This window comes from Nocardia sp. CA-119907 (assembly GCF_050955995.1).
Lineage (GTDB): Bacteria > Actinomycetota > Actinomycetes > Mycobacteriales > Mycobacteriaceae > Nocardia.
The window spans coordinates 6,767,524-6,790,636 of the sequence record NZ_CP192091.1; the positions used below are offsets into that span (position 1 = coordinate 6,767,524).

Consider the following 23,113-nt stretch of genomic DNA (forward strand, 5'->3'; position numbering starts at 1 on the left):
AACATCTACGGTCGGAGCGTGGGCAGGCCGAGAACCTTCGACGACGACGTTGTGTTGGCGCGTGCCATGGAGACGTTCTGGACCAACGGCTACGCCAGCACGTCACCAGCTCAACTCGCGGAAGCGACCGGAGTCGCGAAGGGCAGCCTCTACAACGCATTCGCGAGCAAACGAGAGTTGTTCACGCGAGTCCTCGACTTCTACCACCAGCAGATCACCGAGCTCGCGAAGGACCTGCTGGAGCGTCCGGGAACGACATGCGAATGCATCGGCGCTTCGCTGCGATTCGTGGTCGACTCCGACCTTGCGCAGCCACGTCGACGTGGCTGCCTGATCGGCAACACCGCCGTCGAACTGGCGGGCCACGACGCCGACATCGCGCAGCGGATCCGAAAGATGCAGGACGAGTCGATCGGCTGGTTCACAGCCAGGATCGAACGCGGGCAGCGCGATGGCGACGTCGCGCGCGACTTGGATCCACGTGCCTACGCGGAGTACTTGGCGAACACGCTTGCAGGTCTACGGGTCATGGCAATGACCCACGATGCGCCGGTGCTGTACCGAATCATCGACACTGCTCTCGCCACGCTCTGAGGACCAGATGATCCGTGCGTCAGCCCGGTGCGGCCGTATTTTTGACCAGTAGTTCAAGAAAGATGGTTCAGATGGAGCTTCAACTCGCTGGAAAGACCGCGGTAGTCACCGGCGCGAGCCGCGGAATCGGCCTTGCCATCACCCAGGCCCTGACGCGCGAAGGGGTTCGCGTTGTCGGAGCCGCGCGCACCATCACAGATGGCTTGGAACAAGCCGGTGTGACCGCGGTTCCGGCCGACTTGTCCACTCCCACAGGTGCTCGCACCGTGATCGAGACCGCGATCGCCGAGACCGGTGGAGTCGACATCCTGATCAACAACGTCGGCGCCGGCGACGTGGACCGGTTGACACTGGGCGGGTTCCTCGACGCTGACGACCAGCAGTGGCGAGACCTGTTCGACTTGAATCTGTTCAGCGCAGTCTGGGCAGCACGAGCGGCGTTGCCGAGCCTGATCGAACGACGCGGCGTAATCATCAACATCGCATCGATCAACGCCCGAGTGCCCGCGACCGGCCCGGTCGGCTACAGCGAAGCCAAGGCGGCACTCGTCGCATTCGGCAAGCGCCTCAGCGAGGAGTTCGGGCCGCAAGGAGTCCGCGTCAACACCGTGTCCCCGGGCCCCGTGGGTACCGGAATTTGGCGCGATCCGGACGGACTCGGCGCCAAGCTCGCCGCCAGCTACGGCGCCACGCACGAAGACTTCCTCGCCGACCTGCCCACAATGTTCGGCATCGCGTCGGGCCGCATCACTGAACCCGAGGAGGTCGCCGCGTTGGTCACCTTCCTGGCATCCCCGGCGGCGCCGAGCCTGACCGGTGCCGACATCGTGATCGACGGCGGCACTATCAAGACCGTCTGAGCCGACACCGTTGGCCGCATTGATCTTCCGCGACCCACAAGGCAAGTGGGTCGACCGCTCCCGCAGCTAGCCGGAATTTCGCAGTGCGGTGGCGAGTCCGTTCATCGTCAGGAGAATGCCGCGTTTGACGAGTTCGGAATCGTCGCCCGCGCGCAGCCGTCGCAGCAATTCCACCTGCATCTGGTTCAACGGCTCCAGGTAGGGGAAGCGGTTGTGGATCGACTCCGCCAGGGACGGGTTGTCGGCGAGCAGGTGATCGTTGCCGGTGATCGCGGCGTGCATGCGGATGGTGCGGGCGTGCTCGTCGCGAATCATGCCGAAGATGTGCTCGCGCAGGGCCACATCCTCGACGAGTTCGGCGTAGCGGGCGGCGATATCCAGATCGCTCTTGGCCATGACCTGGGCCAGGTTCGACAGCACGGTGCGGAAGAACGGCCACCGCTGGTAGAGGTCGGACAGCGTGGCGAGACGCTGCGGATCACCGCCGACCCATTCCTCTAGTGCCGCACCGGTCCCGTACCAGCCGGGCAGCATCACCCGGGCCTGACTCCATGACATCACCCAGGGGATGGCCCGCAGATCGTAGACCGAATTCGTCGGTTTTCGAGAGGCGGGCCTGCTGCCGATATTGAGATCGCCGACCTCGGCAACCGGCGTGGACTGCCGGAAATATTCGACGAATCCCGGTGTTTCGTGCACCAGACGCGCATACGCCGCCCGCGCCCGCGCCGCCAGATCGTCCATGAGGTCATACGACGGTTCGGCGTCGGCACCGAGCCCCTCGACATCGAGCAGCGTCGACTCCAGCGTGCCCGCGATCAATGACTCCAGATTGCGGTGCGCCGCACGGGATTCCGCGTATTTGGCGGCGATGACCTCACCCTGCTCGGTCAATCGCAACGAACCCTGCACGGCACCGGCGGGCTGTGCGAGGATGGCGTCATAACTGCGCCCGCCACCACGGCCGACGGTACCGCCGCGACCATGGAAGAGCCGCAACCGAATTCCGGTCTTACGCGCCACCTCGATCAGATCCAACTCCGCCCGGTACAACGCCCAGTTGGCCGCCAGATACCCGCCGTCTTTATTGGAATCGGAGTATCCGAGCATGACCTCCTGCCGCATGCCCTTGGCGGACACCAACTCTCGATACACCGGAACATCCAGCGCGGCGGCCAGTGTGTCGGCCCCTGCGCCCAGATCCTCGATGGTCTCGAAGAGCGGCACGATATTCACCGAACAGCTCGGCGGCCCGTCGGGCTCACCCGGATCGAGCAGCCCGCCCTCCTTCAGCAGCAGCGCCGCCTCCAGCATGTCGCTCACCGACGTGCACATGCTGATGATGTAGTTCGGCACCGCTTCGGTACCGAAGGTGTCCACGACATCGCGTGCGGCGCGCACGATATCGAGTTCCTTGGCGGCGAGTTCGCTCAATCGCGCATGCGGACCGAGCAACGGCCGACGGGTCCGCAGTTCCGCGGCGAGCAATTCGACCCGTTCGGGTTCGGACAGGCTCGCATAGTCCGAATGCACGCCCGCCCAGGCCAATAGCTCGGCGACGACCTGCTCGTGCACCTCCGAGTTCTGCCGCATATCCAGACTCTGGAGATGGAATCCGAAGGTTTCGATGGCATATCGCAGAGCCGCCAGCCGGTCATCGGCGAGCAGACCGTCACCGCTCGCCCGCATCGAAGCGTCGATGGCATCGAGGTCGTCGAGCACCGCCTGCGGTGACGAATACGGCTGCGCCGCAATGCCCTCCGGCCACGCCGTATCCGGCGCCGCCCCGTTCACGGCCTGTGATCGCGCGCCCTGCTCGCCCGGTCGGCCGGGTACCGCACCGAGCGCGCGCTCAGCCGTGGCCGCCAGCCGTGACCAGATACCGTGCAGCGCACGCCGATACGGCTCATCGGCATGCGTCGCCGGATTCGGGTAGCCGATCTCGGCGAGCGCCGCCACTTCGGGCGTGACGGGTACCAGTCGCGCCGACTGCGCCAGCGACTTCTCCAACTCCACCAGCTCGTGCAGATACCGGCCGAAGGCGACCGCGGCGGCCTGCTGCGCGGCGGTGCGCACGACATCGGCTGTCACATAAGGATTTCCGTCCCGGTCACCGCCGATCCACGATCCGGGTCGCAGCATCGGCCGCGGCAGCAGCTCGACACCCGGCCAGCGCGACCGCAGCGCCGCCCGCACCTCGGCGTTGATCGCGGGAATCACATCGAACAGGGTGATCTCGTAGTAGCGCAGGCCGACCGCGATCTCATCCTGAATCCGTAGGCGCTGCAACCGGATCAATGCCGTGCGCCACAGCGCGAGCACCTGACGGCGGATCCGCAGCTCGAAATCGGCCCGCTCCCGCTCGGTCTCGGAAAAGCGCTGACGCAATCGCATCAATTCGGTGATCCGTGTCTGCACATCGAACACGGTCCGGCGCCGGGTTTCGGTCGGATGCGCGGTGATCACCGGCGACACCAGGGCATCGGTCAGCAGATCCGCGACCTCCGCCCCGTCGAGTGCCGCCGCGTCGAGTTTGCGATAGGTCGCCGCGAGCGAGGATTCCTGCGGCGGCTCCCCCGCCGCCTCGTGCGCCGCCCGCCGACGATCGCGCTGGATATCCTCGGCCAGATTCGCCAGCAGCACGAAATAGCTGAACGCCCGGATCAGCGGCAGCGCCACCGCGATATCGACACCGTCCAGCATCTCCGCCACCGCGCTGCGCCCGACCTCCTCGCGCCGCACCCGGAATGCCTCGATCCGCACCCGCTCGATGAGATCGAACACCTCCGGACCCTCGTGATCACGGATGGTGTCGCCGAGGACGCCGCCCAAGAAGCGGATGTCATCCCGGAGCGGCCGGGTCGCTTCCTGTTCCGTTTCGATCCGCACCTGGTTCATGCCCTTGCCTCGCTGGCGCTCGCTTCCAGCGCGCGCCGTACGCGCCCTGTCATGACTCGCTCGCTGCGATCGCTCATGAATTCGACCCTACTGCGCGGTGCCATGAGCTTCGCGGTGACATTCACCTCCGCACAGTGCACAGCCGCATGTTCGGCGACCGAAGCAGGCCGCCTGGCGCACGCTCCTCGGGAGTAGCCCCGATGTGCCACGCGCGAAGGTGCTGACCTGTGTGCTCGCCGATGTCGACCCCGCATCGGCACCGGCGAGGACAGTGAGATCAGCCCAGGATCTCGGAGAACCGCAGGTGGTTGCCCCACGGGTCGCGGAATCCGCAGTCCCGTACGCCGTACGGCTGGGTGATCGGCTCCTGGTCCACCGCGACGCCCGCGTCGCGCAGCCGGGCGAAGGTGTCGTCGACCGCCTCGGTGGTGAAGATCAGGGTGCCCTGCGCACCGCTGGCCAGCCGACCCTTGGCGGCATCTCGCGCGGCATCGCTCGGATTCATCTCCGGGTTCTCCAGGATGAACTCGATACCGGGCTGCGACGCCGGTCCGACGGTCAGCCAGCGACCGCCCGGAAACGGCATATCCTGGCGCACCTCGAAGCCGATGACATCCCGGTAGAACTCCAGCGCCTTGTCTTGGTCGCCGACCAGGATGGACACATGGGTCAGTGCGAAATCCTTGCCGTTGCTCATTGCTATCTCCCTTGGTTCGAGCGGTACACAGGAATGACGTCGAGCGCATCCCGAATTCATCGGGTTGCCGACAAGATTTTCGACCGCTTCGGCCGGCACCGCGCCGGCTTGTCCGATACCGCCTGCTCAGCGGCTGGATTCCTGGACCTGTTCGCTAGTGTGCGGGTCCATCGTCCCCGCCGATGCCGCGAATGCGTCACGACCACAACCACGACCGACGCATCGAGCGCGCCGCACAACTCGCGCAGCACCACACGACCGACGCATCGACCCGAGCAGTGCGCTCACAACTCGCGCAGCACCCGCGCCGGATTGCCCGCCGCGAACACCCGCGACGGCAGTGCCCGGGTGACGACACTGCCCGCACCGACCACCGTGTCGTCCCCGATCGTGACACCGGGACACACGATGACCCCGCCGCCGAACCACACATTGTTCCCGATCCGAATCGGCGCCGCCGACTCCCAGCGCTGCCTGCGCGCCTCGTGATCGGCCATCGGATGCAGCGCCGTCAGCAGTTGGCACCGCGGCCCGATCGACACGTCGTCGCCGATCACAATGGGTGCGCAATCCAGCAGGATCGCGTCGTAGTTCAGGAAGCTGTTGGCCCCGATTTCGATGAGATAGCCGTAGTCGCACTGGAATCGGGGCACGATCCACGACCCATTGCCCAGCTTGCCGAACAGCTGTCGCAGCACCGCATCCCGCCGCTCGGTCTCCTCGGGCCCGGTGCGGTTGAACTCATCGCACAACCGCTGTGCCCGGATCCGCTCGGCCACCAGCTCCGGATCGCTGTCGCGGTACAGCTCGCCACGCAGCATCCGTTCCTTCTGCTCACCCATGAGCGCCAGGCTACGGGTCAGCCGACCTCACGGGCCTGCGTCCGCGGTGCGGACAGGCGCTGCACGAGCACCTGTTCCAGCAGTGCGACGAGTACCTCCTTTACCGATTCCCGGTCTCGTGCATCGCATTCCATGATCGGGATCCACTCGTCGAGCTCGAGTGCCTCGCGGACCTCATCGAGTTCGAAGCGGTCGCCCTGTTCGAAACGGTTGACCACCACCACGAATGGCGTGTTGTGCTCTTCGAAGTAGTCCAACACCGGATAGCAGTCCTCGACCCGGCCGGTGTCCACCACGATCACCGCGCCGAGCGCACCGTCTACCAGGTCGTCCCAGAGGAATACGAAGCGGTCCTGGCCGGGGGTTCCGAACAGGTACAGGATCAGCGAGCTGTCGAGGGTGATGCGGCCGAAATCGAGGGCGACGGTGGTCTGGCTCTTGTCTTCGCGCCGACCCGCGTCGTCGACGCCGATGGCGACCTCGGTCATCGCCGCTTCGGTCTCCAGCGGTTCGATTTCGGAGATCGCGCCGATGAATGTTGTTTTGCCGACGCCGAATCCGCCGCTGATCACGATCTTGACCGAGGCGGGCATGGGCCGCTCGGCCGCGGGGGTCCGATATTCAGAGTGCCCGTACAAGGTCCCTGATCCTCTCGATGGCTGCGGTGGAAAGTTCGGGGGCGTCCCGGACCGAAACATGCCCGGCAGTCGCGAGATCGCTGACGATCACCTTCGCGACGCCCACCGGAACGTGCAGCGCCGTCCCGATTTCGGCAATGGAATGCGGCTGCTGGCACAGCCGAACGACGGTGCGCTGTTCGAAGTGCAGCGGCGCGGACAGCGCGGCCGGCGTTGCCCGCACCAGTGTTTCGATGCGCAGCCCGTCGATCAGTGGGATGGTGCGTCCCGCCGTGACGACGAAGGGGCGCACGAATCGATCACCGGGGATCTGCACATCCGGACTATCCTGCGGCGGCCGGTTCGGTCCGAGCCAGCCCAAGGATTGGTTCACCGGGATCATCCGCGGGTCCGGCAGCCGCGGCCGGTCTGGATGTCTCATCTGCGCAACGACTCTCGCAATTCCGAGATGAGCGCCGGGTCGAGCAGCGCACCGGCGCGTTCGGCCAGCACCGCCATCTCGTAGCCGACCAGACCGACATCGCAACCACCGTCGGCGATGACGCCGAGGCAGCTGCCGTCACCGAGCGCGGAGACCAGCAGGAAGCCGCGCTTCATCTCGATCATGATCAGCTTCAGTCCGTCGAATGCGTAGCTGCGCGAGGCACTTCGGGCCAGGCTCGCCAGGCCGGAGACCATGGCGGCAAGTCGATCCGCGCCGGTGCGGTCCAGCCCATCGGACATGGCGATGAGCAGGCCGTCCGAGGACACGGCGACGGTGTCGCGGACGCCGTCGGTATCGCGGACGAAGTTGGCCAGCATCCAGTTGAAGGTGTGCGGGTCCGCGGTCGGTATGTGGGTGGTCACCGAATCTCCTCTGCGGTAGGGGGCGAAGCCGGGGTTTGCGCCAAATCCGTGGCGCGCGGGATATTTTCGGATGCCTCCGGTTGCGGCGGGTCGGGAGCGCCGCGCTCGTGTCCGGCACGGAACGACGAGAGCATGCTGCGGATTTCGGCCGGAGAGCGTTCTACGGCGGGAGCACTGGGCGGGGCCGGGGTGAGATCCCTTGGTGCGCTGTTGCTTCCGATGCCACCCGCGCGTGCTCGCTTGTTGCGCTTGATCAACCCGTTCTTGGTTCGCTGAACACCGGCGGGTGCGGAATCGGATTCCGCTGTTGTCGTTGCAGTTTCGGGAAGCGGCCACAACGAACTGCTCACCGAAGACCGGGCAGCCGGGCGCGGACCACCAGTCGCGGGTCCGGCGTCGGTAGGGCGATCGGTCGCAGGTACGGGTTCGAAGCGGCGATCGCTCCCGGATCCGTTGGCTGCGGGCAGGCCGGTCAGGGATCCGCTGGCTGCGAGCCGGCCGGTCCCGGATCGGTTGACTGCGGGCAGGCCGGTCATGGATCCGCTGGCACCATCGCTCCCAGCGCCGTTCCCCCTCGGCAGACCAGTCAGCGATCCGTTGATCCCGGACGCGGACCTGTCACCCGTCGGGATACTCCCGGATGCCGACCTATCGCCGGTCGGAATGGCCCCATACGAGGCCCGATCGCCCGTGGGGATAACCTCGGACGCCGCCCTATCGCCCCTTGTTACGGCTCGGTCGACGTCGCTTCCGATGGATACGACATCGTCGCCGAAATCGTCCGGCGCGGAATGGAAGTGCGCGAACGGCGCGGGTGCCGGTGTCGGCGATGGATGTCCCGGTCGTGCATGCGCGGGGCCACCGGACCGCTGTCGCTGAGGCGCGGCACCGTCGGCCTCGGACCCACCGGTCACTCGCTTACCATGCGCGCCAGGTACTGAAGCGCTATTGAGCGGAGCGCCGTCGACCCGAGCATCGTTGATCAGTGCGCTGTCGATCCGACCCCCGTAGAGCTGAGCGCCGTCGATCTGAGCACCGTAGAGCTGACCGCTCTCGATCTGAGCACCGTCGACCGGAGCGCCGTCGACCGGAGCACCGCGCCGCGGCGCATCGAGCACCGGTCTCGCCGAAACGGCTTCACCCGCAGAGGATCCCTCCGAGGCACCGACAAACCCAACCGTCGGCTCGGCGGCATGCCCCTGCACACCCGATTCCGCACCAGCAGGTAGCGAGCCCTCAGCCGCGGATGCGCGCCGATCCTTCTCACCCGCAAGGGATCCTCCAGAGGCATCGACAAGCGCCGCCGACTCGGTATGCCCCTGCATTCCGGGCACCACCTCGCCGCGCTCCCCGGGTGCGCGCCGATCCTTCTCTCCCGCAATGATTCCCACGGGCAACAGCAGCCGCGCGACGATCCCGCTCACCGGCGACACATTCAACTCGACATCGATCCCGAGCCGCCGCGCCAACTGGCCGACCACGTAATGCCCCAGATACCGCATCGGCGCGACAACGAAATCGGTTTCGCCGCTCAGCCGGGCATTCGCCTCCTCGAGCTGCTCGACCGGCATGCCGATACCGTGGTCCACCACGGCGAGCAGATATCCGTTCGGCAGCTTGCGTCCGTAGATCTCCACCTCCATATCCGGTGGGGAGAAGGCCAATCCGTTCTCGATCAGCTCCGCGAGCATATGTGCGAGTTCACTGACCACCGCGCCGGTGATCGCGATATCGTCCACCCGCCGCAGCACCACCCGGCGATAGTCGTCGACCTCGGACAGTCCGGCGCGAATCACATCGGTGAGCGCGATCGGCTCGGCCCAGCGCCGCGGGCTCGCCGCACCCACCAGCACCAGCAGACTTTCGGCATTGCGCCGCATGCGGGTGGCCAGGTGATCGAGTTCGAACAGATTCGACAGCCCCTTGGGATCGAGTTCCTCGCGTTCGAATTCACTGATCAGCCCGAGCTGGCGGCGCACCAGATTCTGATTGCGCCGCGCCAGATTCGCCATGGATTCGGTGGTATTGCGCCGGACCAGCGCCTGCTGCGAAGCCAATTCGAAGGCGGTGGTTTGCACGCCGTCCAACGCACCTGCCACAGCGGCGATTTCGGCACTCGCCCCGCGCGGTGTGCGCACCGGCGCTGGCGGATCCGGGTGGGTGTCGCCGGATGCCTGCCAGGCCGCGATGACCTCGGGCAGCCGATGATTGGCGACATCGTCGGCCTCCGCCGCGAGCGCGCCGAGCGGGCGCACGATGGCGCGCACACTCGCGACGACCAGCGCCACCTCGGCCGCAATGGCGATCAGCGCCGCGAGCAGATAGCCACCCAGGGTGAGGAACGCATCCCGGCGCAGCGCCTCCGCGCGCCGCTGCACATCGTCACCGACCGCCTGCTGCACCGCGCGCTGCTCATCGATGACCGCCGTCATCTGCGCCCACCAGGTGCTCGGATCCACCGAACGCACCAGCGGACCGGTGCTCGACGCAATCGCGATCTGCTCCGATTCGCCCGCCTTGACGGCATTCTCACTGCGCAGCGCCGCATCGAGCCTGGCCTGCTGTGCGGCAGTCGCATCGCGTGCGAAGGCGGTCAATCCGGCCATCTTGGCGGCGCGAATATCGAGGAATTCGACATATTCGCCGTTGCGGAATTCGTCGGCGGCGAAAACGCCATTGAGGAAGCCGCGCTCCTTGGCCGTCTGCTCCTTGGCGTCCCCGAGCGCGTACAGCGCCTCGAGACCGTGCCGAACCTCGGCATCGCGCGCCTGATCGAGCCCGAGCGTCAGACGATTCAGCGCGGAAATGCCGTCGGTATAGAACTGGAAGGCGGCCTGCCTGCTGGTGCGGCGGGCATCGATCTGCGTGCGGGTCGCATCGAGGCCGTCGAATTGTCCGATCGCCGAACGCACTTGGCCCGCACCGGGCGTATTTCCGGCCGCCGCCTCCGCGAGTGCGCGCATCGTCCGATCCGTAACGACCCGCTGGTCGGATACCGCCTGCACCAGCCGGATATCGCCGCCGAGCAGGCCATTGCTGAGCCCGCGTTCGCGCTGCGCCTGCTGCACCAGATCCTGTACGGCCAGTGCGAGCGAGACCGCGTGCACGGCGTCACCGCTCTCGCGGAACGCCTTGACCTCCCGGGCGACCGTTGCCCCGAGTAGCGCCAGCACCAAAACCAATGACAGGACAAGGATTCGAGCCAATTGCCCCCGAATCGTGCGCGGCCGCACTATTCTGTTCCCGGCAACCTGGCGTTCACTTCCGGGGTCGCCAGTCACATCCGGTGTGCCCCCGGATTTTTCCGACCGTTGACGTAAACGCACCACCCTGCTCCTCCGATTGCCAGACCGTGACGGCTCCACGGGGCGCGCACGGAAAGTCACGCAGCAGCCTGCTCCTGGGGTATGGCACTGTCAACGCGAAAATCGGACAAAACGGACGCGGGACGCGTTTGTATACACGCTGGTAATCCAACGTTTCCGCGGTATCGATCCGCTCACACCATGCCACTCGAAGGTGTGACGTGACGGCCGTCGCATACGGCCTTGCCGAGGGTTTCAGCGCGCATGATTCTGCACTGAATCCTCGGCACCCGCCTCCCCGCGCGACTCCCAGTGCCGGGGATACCGTTTGATAGGGTCGACCTCTCCAGATAGTCGCAGCTTGAGAGGGCGGGGATGGCGCACCGATCGAAGTTGATGCTGCTCGCGGCGGCAGTCCTGCCGTGGTTGGTCGCATGCGGGGGTTCGAAGAGCGGTAATCCGAGCGCGAGCAGTGAGACGAATGCGGTGCCGGTCAAGCTGTTCGATCCGTGCACGGGCATCGCGGATGGTGTGCTCGCGGCCGCGGGCGTGGACCCGGCGACCAAGGAAAGCGGGATTGCGGGCGTTCACCAGTCGGGTTGGGAAATCTGCAACTGGAAAGGCTCGAAGTACTACGTCACCGTCTTCTCGACCGGACGCACTGTGACGGAGTTCGAACACAAGGAAGGCAACGTCGACTTCCAGGACGTCACCGTCGCTGGCCGTAAGGGCAGGCAGTTCAAGGTCGCTGGCGCATCCAAAGACCTGGGCTGCGACGTCCTCTTCCCAGCGACTCAGGGGGTACTCCAGCTTCGGGTCCTCAACAAGGCGTCCTTGGACAACCCCGAGGACCCGTGCGTGGAGCTCTACCGGGTCGGTGACGCGATCGTTCCGGTCCTACCGCAGTAATCGAGGGGGCAGGCCATGAGTGAAGCCGAGTTGGCGCAGTGGACCCGTTTCGCCGCGCAGGCGAAGTCCGGAGAGCTCTATTTGGACAGCGAAGCGGCAGCTAGGCAGTGCCTAGCCGCGTGCGACCAACGTCTCGAAGACCTGAATGACATGCTCAATTTGTCGGTAAACGCCCAAAACGTTTCCGGCTTCGGCGATTTCCACATGGCCGACGATCTGGTCAAGATGTTCAAGGGCCAGGCCACCGGCGAGAACAACTCTATCGATGCAATCATCCGGGAGCACATCGAAGTCATCAAGGATATGGGCGAGATCATGGCTCTATCCATCAAACGCATTACCGGTCAAGACGTCACCAACTCCATCCACTTCAACACCAACACCGAATCACCGCGCAGCTAGTACCGCCTCCACATAGCTCCTGCCGTATCAAGCCCGGGTCCGGGCTCCGTCGAACGTAGTCGAATGGCGGTCGCCCAGGCCGTATTCGACCGCCGTATGACTACGCTCGACGAGCAGCCGAAGTGGGGTAGTGCAGCAATCTATTTGGACGGGGCGCTAGAGCCGTAGCGCGATGCTCTCGCCCTCGATCAAATAGTCCCTTCTGAATGCTCCTGGGGCGTAATCACTTCCGACCAGAACTCGTGCCGCACCGCATCCCACAACGGGGACAGGTTCGGATGTTTTTCGCGCATATCGGCCAGATCGGGTGCAGCCGCCGCGACATCAGCGCTCAGCAATGGCCGAGCACTATCGATAACGCTGCGCACGTGCATGATTCGGATGTGCCAATGGTCGATCTCCTAAATGACCACCCACCCGTCGACCGCGGTGCGACGTTCGCGCATATTCGGCCCCCATCGGAGTCAATCCCTGTGGTTGGCAGTGCCGTTCGAGTCGGGCACCGGCACCGCCAACTCCGACAACCTCTCCAATACCTCGCGCGGCGTTCGTAGCGGAGGGCCACCGCATACCGGCAGTTGCGCGTCCAACGGCGGGAAGGCGATATTGCGCGCCGCGGCCCGCTCGCGCGGCGTCAATGTCTGCGGCGCGAGATGGCCCGCGGCAACCAGCGTGTAGTACGCCGCCGACTTCCAGATACACAGATCGACCCGGCAGACCCGGTGTTGCCGCATCAGTTTGTGCGCCAGTCGCACATCGGCACGACCGCAGACCTGCGGCGGGGTAAGTATTGCCTCGTCGCTCACGCCGCACCCGTCTCGGGTAAGTATCGCCTCGTCGCTCACGCCGCTCCCATCTCGGGTGAGTATCGCCTCGTCGCTCACGCCGCACCCGTCTCGACCGGTGCCGGACTCGCGACGCGCGCCCATGTCATTGCGGGACAGACGGTTTCGAGATCGAAGTCCTCACATACTCGCGCGGGCCGATCGTCCACCTGGTCCAGGCCGTAGACCACGATCGCGGCCACATCCAGACCTGCCGCGATGCCGAGCGCGTAGCCGATCGCATCGTCGATATCCTGCGGCGGTCGGATGGTGTACACGTAGTGATAGCCGAGCGTGCGGGCGTGCCGCTGCACCGCGATCGCGTGCCGAGGTGCCTGTAGTCCGGACACATCGCTGCGCACCAATCCGACCGCCTTCGGCCGCTCCCGTTCGACATCGGCACCGCGCGCTGCGACACTCGCGGGGCGAATCGCGGTCGTCCTCGAATCGGGCGGCACCGTATTGTGCTCAATTGCTGTCGGACCGGACACGGGGATACCTCCGAAAGATATTGTGACGGCAGCGATTTTGGAGCGTCAGACGGTCGGTCGCGGCATCGCCGAATTCGCCACCGCGCGGGGTGGATGAGCGGGGGCGAATGTTCGGTCGACCCGACCGTCTGGCGCATGGCCAGTAAAACACCGAACGGGTACGTTGGGAGCACTCCAATTCGATTCGGCCCGAATCGAATTCGCTCCAAACAGGCTGACTATTCCAGCTAGCTCGACATGACCGTGAGTAACGCTAACGAAGAGGGCGGGTGGCATTACTTTGTCGACCGAATCGAACAACACGACTCTGCCGCGCCGAGTGCTCGGACGACGCCTGCGCGAGCTTCGCGAGGAGCGCAACCTGAGCCGAACGCGCGCCGCGCAGGCGTGCGAAATGGGATCACAGACCTTGTGGCGCTTGGAATCTGGACGCGGCAGCGAAATCAAGAGAATGGTTATCAACGCGCTCTGCGACCTTTATCAAGCCAGCGATGACGATCGGCGGGTGCTACTGTGGCTCGCCCAGGAGTCCCGGAAGGATGGATGGTGGCAGTCGTATACCGACGCAATAGCTCCGAATTTCGGGATGTTCTTCGGGCTCGAGCAATCCGCCAGCCGCGTTATCTCGTGCCAGTCGACGTTGCTGCCAGGCTTGCTCCAAACACCCGGTTACCGGCGTGCCATGTGGAAAATATCCACGGCCCAGCCGGGTCGGCCTCTTGATGCCGATCGTGAAGTTGATCTGATCACAAAGCGGCAGAGCCGGATTCACGATTCGGAGACTTTCACGTTGGAAGTGCTGCTGAGCGAGTCCGTGTTGCGGCACCGCGTCGGGGGACGACGAAGTCATGGCAGGTCAGTTGAATCGGCTCATCGAGGTTGGCGATCGTCCGAACGTGTCAATTCGCATCGTTCGGTTCAATGCATCGAATCACTTGGGGCTGACCACTAAAGACTTCGTCTACATGGAGTTTCCAGATCATCCGAATCCGGCACTCGAGGAGCCGCCCGTGGTCTACGTGGAGGGCTTCACCGGTGCCCTGTACTTGGACAAGGGCGAAGAGGTTGAGCAGTATCTGGCAGCGTATGCCGACATCCACCGAGTAGCGTTGGACGAGCACGACACTCGAAGTCGCATCGTGGCGTTTGCAAAGGAGTACGAGGCGTGAACACCAACCTGTCCGGTGCGAAATGGCTCAAGTGCAGCCGCAGCGCCAGCGGTAAGGACTGTGTCGAGGTCGCGCACCTCGACGGGGGCAGGGTCGGAGTCCGTGACTCCAAGAACCCGACCGGCCCAGCACTCGTCTTCACTCCCTCGGAGTGGGACGACTTCACCGCTGGCATCCATAACGGCGAGTTCAATCGGCCTGTGTAGCAACGAGCCTTCGAAGCAAGGAGGAAGAAACGTGAACATCTACTTCTCCGAAGCCAAGTGGTTCAAGAGCAGCCGCAGCACAACCGGTTCGGATTGCGTCGAGGTCGCACACCTCGAGGCGGGCATGGTCGGAGTGCGCGACTCCAAGAACCCGACCGGCCCAGCGCTCGTCTTCACCCCCTCCGAGTGGGATGCGTTCACCGCTGGCGTCCAAGACGGCGAGTTCAACCGGCCCTCTTAGCGGCCACCCTCTGAAATACGGTTTTCAGAGTCTCAGAAGTCGTGGCCAATTCCCAGAATGATCGGCCACGACTTGGCCAGTTGGCCATGATTCGAGATTCCATTCCCCCCGATGACCCGACCGGCGGTGGGCGCAGAGACGTTGTTCCCGGTCTCGGATATATTTCGCCGCGGTTTCCGACAGTTTGCTGCGAAGTATCCACGATCCGGTGCAGCTTCAGTGAAGATGAGACCGGTCACCCTGAGTTCTGCCCGTACCAATCCACATCCACTTTTGAGGAAGGGAGTTAGGTAATGCCAGCTCAGGACACTGATACACGCACGGACCGCGCGACCCGCACTGGCGACGAGCTCGATATGGCCAGGAGGGATGCGGAAATGGCACAGATCCAGTGCCAGGCATTCTGCAATGAGGCGCGCGTGGACGCGCAGAACGCCCGCCAGGCCGCGACCCAGGCCACAGCCCTGGCACGTCAGGCGCAGACGCAGGCGCGGCAGATACATCATCAGGCCCAGATGTCGCACCAGAGCGCGGTACAGGCGGTTCAGCAAGCACAGCAGGCTCGTCAGCAGGCGCAACAGGCCGCAAGTCAGGCGCAACAGGCCATAAGTCAGGCGCAACAGGCCCAGAATGAGGCCGATCAGGCACACAGCCAGGCGCAACAGGCCCAGGCAGAGGCCAACCAGTGTCAGCAACGGGCCAGCTCGGCGCAGGATCAGGCCGAGCAGGCCAGCCAGTTGGCGCAGCAGGCCGAAGATCAGGCTTCACGGGCGAACGACCGGTCCAATCAGGCGGACATGCAGCTGAATCAGATCCGGCAGCAGGCCAGGCACATGCAGCTGCTCAGCCGCTGACCAGACGACGCGGGTGACCACGATGGCTTGGGTCCGGCCCACCAGGAAACGGGTGGGCCGGACCAGCAAAACGAATCTGGTTGCAGCACAAGCCATTCGCATTGCTGACCGATTGCGAAATACGGCATTTTTCGAATTGATCCCCCATCGATGCCGCAGTCCGCGACTCCAAGAACCCGACCGGCCCGGCACTCGTCTTCGGTCCCACCCGAGTGGGACGCCTTCACCACTGGCATCCAGAACGGCGAGTTCAACCGGCCCTAGCGGTCACCTTCGCTGATGCATGATCGTCGCCAGTTACGGCTGGCGGCAGGAAGTGTCTGGCCGCGATAGCGGCATCGACGCGTGCGATGGCCGTGGGCGAGCTTGTTGGCCGATGTCCTCCGGCCGGTTGACATCAACCCAGTCGCGCGGGGGATCAGGTGGTGATGGTGGCAACGGGTTCGAGGCCGTAGGTTCGGGCGTAGCCGTTCTCCGTGCCGACGAGGAGGTCGATGACCTCGAAGTAGCGATCCCAGAACGGGGTTTCGCGCAGTGCGTCGATGAGGAGTTGGTAGGTGTGGTGGTCTTCGGCTTCCCATACCCAGACGTCGGTGATGCGTGCGGAGTAGAACTCGGTGTCGTAGAAGCGTGACCGTACGCCGGTGGTCTTGGCCTCGATGGCGGGCAGAACCTGGGTGGTGAAGGCGTCCGCACGTTCCTGGACGGTCAGAGCGAGCCACTCGGGTGTGGTTTTGACGAGCATGAACGCCGTGACCGGTGGTTCGGTCTTTTCAGCGGGCATCAGGGTGTCTCCAAAGGTGTTGGTGCGCTGGGCATTATGGGCTCGGGCGACGGGTGGTGGACCTCAGGAGCGGACAGCGGGCTCGAGGGTCTGGGCGCACCACTGCTCGAAGCTGGTGGGGGACGCGGTGTCCGGGGTGCGGGCGACTCCGGCGTCGAGGCCCTGGTCCTTGGCCCGCTTCATATCGACGACACCCTGGACGAACGCCTCGTTGAGGCCATAGCCGACGAGGGTGGTGTACAGCTCGTCGAGCGGCTGGCGTTCGTAGCGGACGGGGCGGCCGAGCTGTTCGGTCATGATGCGGGCCAGGTCGTTGGGCGACAGGTCCTGCGGTCCGAGGACGGGGACGCTGTCGGTGCCGGTCCACGAGCGGTCCAGCAGCAGGCCGGCAGCGACGGCCGCGATGTCGGCGACGGCGACGAGGGGTGCTTTGCGGTCGGGGTCGACGACGTCGGTGAACACGCCCTTGTCGCGGATCGAGTCGGACTCCTCCAGGAGATTCTCGAAGAAGGATGGGTTGGCCAGGGCCCGGTAGGCGACGCCAGTGCCGGCGATGAGGTCGTCCATGGCGAGGGAGGCGGTGACCAGGCCGGCGCGGTCGGCAACCGGGGTACCGCGGCCGAGCGCGGAGACCCCGACGACGTGGCCGACGCCGTGGGCGGCGAGCGCCTTCACGGCGGGGCGGGTGAAGCCGCTGAAGCCGTCGTGCGGGGGCAGGGAGGCGTCCGGGGGGACGAGCCAGAAGACGGCGTCCGCGCCCTCGAAGGCCCGGTCGAGGACACCGGCGTCTGCGTGCGAGCCGGTGATCACCTCGACACGTCCGCGGGCCGCGTCCGGGAGCCGCGCGGGATCGCGCACGATCACCCGCAGTTCCTCGCCCGCGGCGGGCGCGGACTCCAGGAGCTCGGAGAGCAGGGGACGGCCGATGTTCCCGGTAGGAGCAGTAATAACGATCATGAATGCCTCGCAGGTCGTGTCGGATCGGGTACACCCGTCATCCTGCGGAGAGCCAAGCGTTGCCACAATAGGAACTTCAGCACTGAATCATTGACTGAAATGGAATAATGCTGGTGAACAGCCCGAATCCGGCCATCGACGCCAATCTCGCCATCGCGCTGGACGCCCTGCTGGCCGAGCACAGTGTCACCCGCGCCGCCGCCCGCCTGCACACGTCGCCCGCCGCCATGAGCCGCACCCTCGCCCGCCTGCGCCGCATCCTCCAAGACCCCCTCCTGGTCCGGGCCGGGCAGACCATGGTCCCCACCCCGCGTGCCGAGGCCCTGCGCGACGAAGCCGCCGCAGTGGTACGCAGCCTCGGAGCACTGCTCAGCCCCGGCACGGGCGTCGACCCCGCCGGCCTGAGCTGCACCTTCACCCTCCAGGCCGCCGACCTCGTCGGCGCGGCACTGGCCCCCGGACTGCTGCAACTGGCCCAGCAGGAGGCGCCGGGGGTCTCGTTCCGGCTCCGGGCCGAGGAGCTGGAGGCCGGATCCGCACTCCGCGACGGCCGGATCGATCTGGAGATCGGATCCATCGACCACGTAGATCCCGAAACCCAGGTCGAAGAACTGGTCAGGCTGCGCATGGTGGCGGCCGTCCGGCCCGGCCACCCCCTCACCGAAGAACCCTTGACCCCGGCCCGGCTCGCTGCCGCCCAACACGTCGCGGTCAGCCGCCGCGGCCGGTTCACCGGCCCTCTCGACACCGCGCTGGCCGAACAGAACCTCCAACGGCGGGTCAGCGTCGTCCTCCCCAGCCACCTGGCCGCCATGACGCTCGCCGCCGGCAGCGACATCGTCTGCCTCGTACCTGCCGCACTCCCCGGTGCCGACCCGTCGCCCCTCACCGACGACGCGACCACCCTCGGACTGCGCCTCCTCGACATCCCCCTGGCACTGCCACCACTGACCATCGGCATGGCCTGGCACCCCCGACACACAGCCGACGGAGCCCACCACTGGCTCCGTAATGCCATCCGCCGGACTCTTCGCACGCCCAGCAGCCCAACCACATCATCTGACGCGCGAAAGCCCTGATCATCCCGTCCACGAATCCAATTCGAGTACGCGACCCGGACTGCGGTGCCCGCGAAGGAGCCGCCGGGTGATGGCTCTCCAGTCGCGCGCCGTGGTGGCTCTAGGAATCCTCATCAGCCGAGGGTGGACGACCTTGGCGAGCCAGCGCAGCGCGTCGTCCAGTTGAGGAATGGCCACCCTTACTGCCACTCGACAGAGGAGCTGGAGACAGATCAATGCGGCCACCATTTGAGACGACATCGGCATCCGTAGGTCAGAAAGTCGGCGCTGGCCAAGCCTTTTGAGACCCTCCAGAAATACGGCCGCCTCGGCCCGACACACGAACCGGGACCAGACCGTCAGCGCGCATCATGGCACTGGACGAATCAAATTGCACCCCAATCCATTTGGGTTGCCGACCGATTGCGGAATACCCGCATTGCCCGCATGGACCACCCAACGATGCCGCAATCTGAAACCCAACTTCTTCACCGGCGGTGGGAATCCGACGCTGCCGGTTCCATGGCATTGTCGACGCGAAATGTCACGGCCTCCTATGGGGGCCAACCGTCGATGAGGGTTGGCAGCATGGATTTGCGCATATCGGTATTGCGAGGACGCCGGCGGTACCGGCGGATGACAGCTGTCGCCGCGGCCGTGGTCGTCGCGGTCGCGCCGCTGTTCGTCGTCGCTCCGCAGGCGAGCGCGAACGCGGACGCCGTCGTCGAGCGAATCGAGCGCACCTCCGCACAGCAATGGCAGATGTACGTTCGCTCCCCCGCGATGAAGCGAACCATCCACCTCGACGTGCTGGTGCCCGCGAACCAATCGGCACCCCGCCCCACCTTGCTGCTGCTGGACGGTAACGGGGCGACGGAATCCCAGTCGGCGAGCACGTGGACGCTGCGCGGCGGCGCCAAAGAGTTCTTCGCCGACAAGCCGGTCAATGTGGTGATGCCGGTCGGCGGCGGGGGCACCTACTACACCGACTGGTTGCAGGATGATCCCAAAATCGGGCACCAGAAGTGGGAAACCTTTCTCACCTCGGAACTGCCGCCGCTGATCGACCGCGAACTGAAGGGCAATGGCGTCTACGCCATCGGCGGACTTTCGATGGGCGCGGGAGCGGCCGCCATTCTCGCCGTCCGTCACCCCGATATGTTCCGAGCCCTCGCCGCTTTCAGCGGTTGCTACTCCACCGACGGTGTCGGACAGTTGTCGGTGCGCCCCGTCGTCGAATCGAAGGGCGGCAACCCGGACAACATGTGGGGCACCGCGGGCAACCCGGAGTGGGCCGCACACGATCCGAGCAAACATCTCGACACGCTGCGCGGCAAACCGGTCCACCTGTACGTGGGTACGGGCGTGCCCGGTCCGGACGACGCCCCGTTCGATGATCGCTGGTCGTGGCCCAACGACCCGATCCGGTCGAACGAGATCGAACAGGTCTCGCATGACTGCACCCTCGCCCTCTCGCCCGCAATGAAACTCTTCGGCGCCGACCTCTCCCTCGACTACGCCGCCATCGGCGTCCACTCCTGGCCGTACTGGAAGGCCGCCCTCCCCAAATCCTGGCCCGCCCTGAAAGCCGGTCTCGGCGTATAAGACGCAAACCTCTTGCACGCCCGTGCCGAGAGCAGGTGGGCGAAATCGGTGCGGGGGCAGAGAACGAGTGGGAGCACTGGGTGCGGGGAATACGGCGGGTGTGGTTTGGGTTACACCCCGTAGCCGTGCTGTGTGTGCGGCGGAATCCGGTGCGACGGTGGGAGATTCGATGAGCATTCGAGCGGTGTGGAACGGCATTGTGCTGGCCGAGAGCGATGACACCGTAGTAGTTGAGGGCAATCATTACTTTCCGGCGGGGTCGCTGAATACCGAGTATTTCCGGGACAGCGATACCCATACCGTGTGCGGCTGGAAGGGGCTCGCGTCCTACTACACGGTGGAGGTCGAGGGTGCGAAGAATGCGGATGCCGCGTGGTACTACCCGGATCCGAAGCCGGAGGCCGAGCAGGTGCGCGATCGCGTCGCCTTCTGGAAGGGCGTCGACGTCGTCGAGGCGTAGTCCGGGCAGTCGGCGCACACAGGTGGCGTGCACCGAGTAAGAACGATGGCATGCGACACCCCGCCAGCCCGATCCTCAACGCGCTGACCTTCATGCCCGATCGGCAGGTCGTGCAGACGCCGTCGGTCCTCGATCTGGACTACACCGAGCTGTCCATCCCGACAATCGACGGCGAGACGCTGCACGGCTGGTGGGTGCCCGCCGAACGCTCGATCGGGCATGTCCTGTTCGCGCACGGCAACGCGGGCAATATCAGCGACCGGGTGCCGATCTACGCGATGCTCACCCAAATCGGTTTGGACGTACTGACTTTCGACTATCGCGGCTTCGGCCGCAGCACCGGGCGACCCACCGAGCGCGGCACCTACCTCGACGCCCACGCGGCTCGCCGGGTGCTGCTCGAACAGCCGGGAGTCGACCCGGAACGCGTCCTCTACCTGGGGAAGTCGCTCGGCGGCGGCGTACTGCTCGAGCTGGCCACCGAACATCCGCCCGCCGGACTGGTGCTGATGTCCACCTTCACCGGCCTGCGCGACGCGGCTCGCTCGGTATATCCCTTCCTCCCCGGTCCACTCGTCCCGGACGCCTACCCGAGCCTGCGCCGCATCCGCACACTGCGCGCCCCCGTCCTGATCATGCACGGCGACCACGACGAACTCCTGCCGCTGCGCCATGCCGAGCGCCTGTACGAGGCCGCACCCGAACCGAAACAGCTGGTGATCTTCCCCGGCGCAGGTCACAACGACTTGATCATGTCGCTGGAAGTCTCCTGGCTGGATCTGATCCGCACCTGGGCCGGCAATCTGCTCACGGCCTGATCGCAGGCGTGCGTAGCCTGGCGATATGAGTGATTTGGGTGAGATCACCGCACGGCTCGCGGCACTGTCCGATGACGAACTCCTGGCGGTGCTGGGCACAGTCACCGCCGGACGACCGCGGCTTGCCTGGGTGCACACCGCGGTAGTCGAGGCCGCTGGCCTCGGTCATATGGGATCCGATGCGACTGTGAGTCGCGCCACTCCAACGCCGCAGACGTATGATCGGGAATCCGATGCCGCGGCATCCGGCCAGGTCGGAGGCGCTTTTCCGGTACCCGCGGTACCGGTACCGCCGACCGGTATTCCGTCCGGCCCCGAGGTGGGCGGATATTCCTCCGGCGGAGTCCCTACCTTCGAGTCAGTTCGCGATAAGGTCGAGCAGCGCTTCGGCACCGCGCAGGGGATGGGCGAACTCGACCGGCAGACCCCGGCGGGCCGCAGTGCCGACGAACAATGGGAGGCGCGCGAGAAAGCCGCGCGTGAGCGTCTGGAACAGATACGGAAATCGTTGCGCGGCAACGACGTCGAATCGAACGATCCGTAGGCTGGCCGAGCGCGACGGACTATGAATGTGATGGTGGAATTCGATGAGCGAGCCGCGTGAGATCGCCGAACGGCTTCTCGATGCCCAGGTGGATTTCCTGCTGGCCGAGGTGAGCGGCGACCGATTCACCGAGGTCGTCGCCCGTGACGTGGAATCGGTGATCGGGGTGGCCGACACCCTCATCTTCCGCGACATCGTGGAGATCGACCAGGCCAAGGAGACGGTCCGCACCGTTATCGACCTGATCGGCGGCAGCCCGGTGATCGCGGATATGGTCGGGGTCTTCGCCGACTCGATCTACGACAATATCGCCGCGAACAATGACTACACCCTCGGCCAGGTGGTCGAACGCGAACCGGTCGAGGCGCTGCTGGAGAAGATCTTCGGTATGCACCAGGCGCAGGAGCGCATCCTGGAGCGGCTCACCGAGAGCCCGCTGGTCGCCACCGTCGCCTCGAAATTCGTGGACAAGCTCATCTCCGATTTCATGGAGGCGAACAAGCAGATCGCGGGCAAGATTCCGGGTGTCTCCTCGCTGATCTCCATGGGACAGTCGGCGGCCAAAACCGCCAAGAAGGCCACCGAGAGCACTTTCATCGGCGATATGGCGGGCAAGGGCGCGGTCTTCGCACTCAAGCGCACCAACAATGCCATCCGCGAGATGTTGCGCGACGCTCCGGTGCACGATGCCGCGATGGAGTTCTGGGACCTGCACGCCGACGAACCGGTGAGCGGTCTGCGCGACTACCTGACCCAGAAAGATCTGAACGAACTGGTCCTGCTCTGCTACGAGATCGCCGTAACCACCAGGGAGAAGGAATACTTCGGGCTGCTCGTCGACGAATGCGTCGACGTCTTCTTCACCAAGTACGGCGATTACACGCTGGCCGCGATGCTGCCGGAACTCGGCCTGTCCGGCGACGATATCGCCAAGGAGATCCTGCGCTACGGTCCCGCCGTGATCGAGGGCGCGAAGCGAAATGGCGTGCTGGGCAAGCTGATTCGCGAGCGGCTGGAGCCGTTCTACACCTCGGATGTGGTGCTCGGGATTCTGGGCGAGGTCAAGGGCTGAGTATGAGATTCCCCGCGTCCGGTGGGCGCGGGGAACCCC

At 65.3% G+C, this 23,113-nt stretch carries 27 protein-coding genes and 1 pseudogene; 16 read left to right on the plus strand and 12 right to left on the minus strand.

The window, feature by feature from the left end:
- The first annotated feature begins 18 nt into the window (after window positions 1-18).
- On the plus strand, window positions 19-594 hold the full coding sequence (locus ACQP2D_RS30120) for a TetR/AcrR family transcriptional regulator (protein ID WP_433679306.1): 576 nt from the start codon (window positions 19-21) through the stop codon (window positions 592-594).
- Between the two features lie 71 nt (window positions 595-665).
- Window positions 666-1,454 carry an SDR family oxidoreductase gene (locus tag ACQP2D_RS30125; RefSeq protein ID WP_433679307.1) on the plus strand — a complete coding sequence of 263 codons (789 nt, stop codon included), beginning with the start codon at window positions 666-668 and terminating at the stop codon, window positions 1,452-1,454.
- Between the two features lie 66 nt (window positions 1,455-1,520).
- On the opposite strand, the gene ppc is transcribed toward ACQP2D_RS30125, so the two are convergent.
- From ppc to ACQP2D_RS30160, 7 genes are all read right to left on the minus strand, one after another.
- Window positions 1,521-4,352: a phosphoenolpyruvate carboxylase gene (gene ppc / locus ACQP2D_RS30130; protein ID WP_433679308.1), complete on the minus strand. Its 2,832-nt coding sequence runs from the start codon at window positions 4,350-4,352 to the stop codon at window positions 1,521-1,523.
- Between the two features lie 277 nt (window positions 4,353-4,629).
- Complete coding sequence (locus ACQP2D_RS30135) at window positions 4,630-5,049, minus strand: VOC family protein (protein ID WP_433679309.1); 420 nt, start codon at window positions 5,047-5,049, stop codon at window positions 4,630-4,632.
- Window positions 5,050-5,333: 284 nt separating this feature from the next.
- Window positions 5,334-5,891, minus strand: coding sequence for a sugar O-acetyltransferase (locus tag ACQP2D_RS30140; protein ID WP_433679310.1), 558 nt, complete (start codon window positions 5,889-5,891; stop codon window positions 5,334-5,336).
- A 17-nt stretch (window positions 5,892-5,908) separates the two neighbouring features.
- Complete coding sequence (locus tag ACQP2D_RS30145) at window positions 5,909-6,484, minus strand: GTP-binding protein (RefSeq protein ID WP_433679311.1); 576 nt, start codon at window positions 6,482-6,484, stop codon at window positions 5,909-5,911.
- Between the two features lie 28 nt (window positions 6,485-6,512).
- Entirely contained in the window at window positions 6,513-6,911 is a 399-nt protein-coding gene (locus ACQP2D_RS30150) for a DUF742 domain-containing protein (protein ID WP_433685803.1), read from the minus strand.
- A 35-nt stretch (window positions 6,912-6,946) separates the two neighbouring features.
- The gene (locus ACQP2D_RS30155; protein WP_433679312.1) at window positions 6,947-7,375 is read right to left on the minus strand and encodes a roadblock/LC7 domain-containing protein; all 429 of its coding nucleotides are present in this window, start codon (window positions 7,373-7,375) and stop codon (window positions 6,947-6,949) included.
- Window positions 7,372-10,581: a nitrate- and nitrite sensing domain-containing protein gene (locus ACQP2D_RS30160; protein WP_433679313.1), complete on the minus strand. Its 3,210-nt coding sequence runs from the start codon at window positions 10,579-10,581 to the stop codon at window positions 7,372-7,374. The genes ACQP2D_RS30155 and ACQP2D_RS30160 overlap by 4 nt, the downstream gene beginning before the upstream one ends.
- A gap of 474 nt (window positions 10,582-11,055) precedes the next feature.
- Here ACQP2D_RS30160 and ACQP2D_RS30165 point away from each other — a divergent pair, with 474 nt between their 5' ends.
- Window positions 11,056-11,589, plus strand: coding sequence for a DUF3558 domain-containing protein (locus tag ACQP2D_RS30165; RefSeq protein WP_433679314.1), 534 nt, complete (start codon window positions 11,056-11,058; stop codon window positions 11,587-11,589).
- A 15-nt stretch (window positions 11,590-11,604) separates the two neighbouring features.
- Entirely contained in the window at window positions 11,605-11,991 is a 387-nt protein-coding gene (locus tag ACQP2D_RS30170; protein ID WP_433679315.1) for a hypothetical protein, read from the plus strand.
- 188 nt (window positions 11,992-12,179) lie between these two features.
- On the opposite strand, the gene ACQP2D_RS30175 is transcribed toward ACQP2D_RS30170, so the two are convergent.
- From ACQP2D_RS30175 to ACQP2D_RS30185, 3 genes are all read right to left on the minus strand, one after another.
- On the minus strand, window positions 12,180-12,365 hold the full coding sequence (locus ACQP2D_RS30175; RefSeq protein WP_433679316.1) for a hypothetical protein: 186 nt from the start codon (window positions 12,363-12,365) through the stop codon (window positions 12,180-12,182).
- A 90-nt stretch (window positions 12,366-12,455) separates the two neighbouring features.
- A complete protein-coding gene (locus ACQP2D_RS30180; RefSeq protein WP_433679317.1) occupies window positions 12,456-12,797 on the minus strand; it encodes a hypothetical protein in 342 nt (113 codons plus the stop codon).
- A 74-nt stretch (window positions 12,798-12,871) separates the two neighbouring features.
- Window positions 12,872-13,306 carry a hypothetical protein gene (locus tag ACQP2D_RS30185; protein ID WP_433679318.1) on the minus strand — a complete coding sequence of 145 codons (435 nt, stop codon included), beginning with the start codon at window positions 13,304-13,306 and terminating at the stop codon, window positions 12,872-12,874.
- 319 nt (window positions 13,307-13,625) lie between these two features.
- On the opposite strand from ACQP2D_RS30185, the gene ACQP2D_RS30190 reads away from it, so the two are divergent.
- The 6 genes and pseudogenes from ACQP2D_RS30190 to ACQP2D_RS30215 all read left to right on the plus strand — a co-directional run bounded on the left by ACQP2D_RS30190 (window position 13,626) and on the right by ACQP2D_RS30215 (window position 16,063).
- Complete coding sequence (locus ACQP2D_RS30190) at window positions 13,626-14,258, plus strand: Scr1 family TA system antitoxin-like transcriptional regulator (RefSeq protein WP_433685804.1); 633 nt, start codon at window positions 13,626-13,628, stop codon at window positions 14,256-14,258.
- Window positions 14,149-14,475: pseudogene (locus ACQP2D_RS30195) on the plus strand (Scr1 family TA system antitoxin-like transcriptional regulator); the annotation flags it as partial. The gene ACQP2D_RS30190 and the pseudogene ACQP2D_RS30195, both read left to right, overlap by 110 nt.
- Complete coding sequence (locus ACQP2D_RS30200; RefSeq protein WP_433679319.1) at window positions 14,472-14,681, plus strand: DUF397 domain-containing protein; 210 nt, start codon at window positions 14,472-14,474, stop codon at window positions 14,679-14,681. The pseudogene ACQP2D_RS30195 and the gene ACQP2D_RS30200, both read left to right, overlap by 4 nt.
- Before the next feature lie 31 nt (window positions 14,682-14,712).
- On the plus strand, window positions 14,713-14,922 hold the full coding sequence (locus tag ACQP2D_RS30205; protein ID WP_433679320.1) for a DUF397 domain-containing protein: 210 nt from the start codon (window positions 14,713-14,715) through the stop codon (window positions 14,920-14,922).
- 377 nt (window positions 14,923-15,299) lie between these two features.
- Window positions 15,300-15,776, plus strand: a complete 477-nt coding sequence (locus tag ACQP2D_RS30210) for a hypothetical protein (protein WP_433679321.1) — start codon at window positions 15,300-15,302, stop codon at window positions 15,774-15,776.
- Between the two features lie 146 nt (window positions 15,777-15,922).
- A complete protein-coding gene (locus ACQP2D_RS30215; protein WP_433685805.1) occupies window positions 15,923-16,063 on the plus strand; it encodes a DUF397 domain-containing protein in 141 nt (46 codons plus the stop codon).
- 131 nt (window positions 16,064-16,194) lie between these two features.
- On the opposite strand, the gene ACQP2D_RS30220 is transcribed toward ACQP2D_RS30215, so the two are convergent.
- Both ACQP2D_RS30220 and ACQP2D_RS30225 read right to left on the minus strand, forming a co-directional pair.
- On the minus strand, window positions 16,195-16,560 hold the full coding sequence (locus ACQP2D_RS30220; RefSeq protein WP_433679322.1) for a darcynin family protein: 366 nt from the start codon (window positions 16,558-16,560) through the stop codon (window positions 16,195-16,197).
- Between the two features lie 63 nt (window positions 16,561-16,623).
- Window positions 16,624-17,517 carry an NAD(P)H-binding protein gene (locus ACQP2D_RS30225; protein ID WP_433679323.1) on the minus strand — a complete coding sequence of 298 codons (894 nt, stop codon included), beginning with the start codon at window positions 17,515-17,517 and terminating at the stop codon, window positions 16,624-16,626.
- A gap of 107 nt (window positions 17,518-17,624) precedes the next feature.
- Here ACQP2D_RS30225 and ACQP2D_RS30230 point away from each other — a divergent pair, with 107 nt between their 5' ends.
- From ACQP2D_RS30230 to ACQP2D_RS30255, 6 genes are all read left to right on the plus strand, one after another.
- Window positions 17,625-18,596: a LysR family transcriptional regulator gene (locus ACQP2D_RS30230; RefSeq protein WP_433679324.1), complete on the plus strand. Its 972-nt coding sequence runs from the start codon at window positions 17,625-17,627 to the stop codon at window positions 18,594-18,596.
- 615 nt (window positions 18,597-19,211) lie between these two features.
- Window positions 19,212-20,180 (plus strand): alpha/beta hydrolase, encoded by a 969-nt coding sequence (locus ACQP2D_RS30235; protein ID WP_433679325.1) that lies wholly within the window; start codon window positions 19,212-19,214, stop codon window positions 20,178-20,180.
- A 169-nt stretch (window positions 20,181-20,349) separates the two neighbouring features.
- Window positions 20,350-20,640, plus strand: coding sequence for a DUF427 domain-containing protein (locus tag ACQP2D_RS30240; RefSeq protein WP_433679326.1), 291 nt, complete (start codon window positions 20,350-20,352; stop codon window positions 20,638-20,640).
- A 50-nt stretch (window positions 20,641-20,690) separates the two neighbouring features.
- Window positions 20,691-21,458: an alpha/beta hydrolase gene (locus ACQP2D_RS30245; RefSeq protein ID WP_433679327.1), complete on the plus strand. Its 768-nt coding sequence runs from the start codon at window positions 20,691-20,693 to the stop codon at window positions 21,456-21,458.
- 25 nt (window positions 21,459-21,483) lie between these two features.
- Window positions 21,484-22,002 (plus strand): hypothetical protein, encoded by a 519-nt coding sequence (locus tag ACQP2D_RS30250; RefSeq protein ID WP_433679328.1) that lies wholly within the window; start codon window positions 21,484-21,486, stop codon window positions 22,000-22,002.
- Between the two features lie 43 nt (window positions 22,003-22,045).
- On the plus strand, window positions 22,046-23,074 hold the full coding sequence (locus ACQP2D_RS30255; protein ID WP_433679329.1) for a hypothetical protein: 1,029 nt from the start codon (window positions 22,046-22,048) through the stop codon (window positions 23,072-23,074).
- The last annotated feature ends 39 nt before the right edge of the window (window positions 23,075-23,113 follow it).